Origin of the sequence: Micromonospora sp. DT231, assembly GCF_049847025.1 — a bacterium.
Classification (GTDB): Bacteria; Actinomycetota; Actinomycetes; order Mycobacteriales; family Micromonosporaceae; genus Micromonospora.
Genome location: NZ_JBNCNO010000050.1, coordinates 1 through 312, shown reverse-complemented (window position 1 = coordinate 312; position 312 = coordinate 1). Strand labels below are relative to the sequence as shown.

Sequence of the window (312 nt, the reverse complement as noted above, 5' to 3'; positions counted from 1 at the left end):
GCGGACACCGACCTGTGGACCGACGCCACCTGGGTGGTTGACTCGACGCCGGTCGAGTGCGGCCGGTCCCGACCGACGGTGAAACGGTCGGACCTGGCAGGGTGGGCCGGCTACGGCTACTGCGCCTCGCACTCACGGTTTTTCTGGGGACTGCGGCTGCATCTGATCTGCACCCCGGCCGGCTTGCCGATCACCTGGGCCCTCGCGACACCGAAGGTCGACGAACGTCAGGTCCTGATGGCTGTCCTCGAGCACGACCCTGACCTCATCGCCGAGCGTCCCGGCCTGCTGATCGTCGCGGACAAGGGATAC

At 67.9% G+C, this 312-nt stretch carries 1 protein-coding gene; it reads left to right on the top strand.

Annotated features, from left to right (window positions below):
• The coding region (locus ACPXBU_RS34865; protein WP_425761406.1) for a transposase at nucleotides 1-312 on the top strand (312 nt) is incomplete at both ends.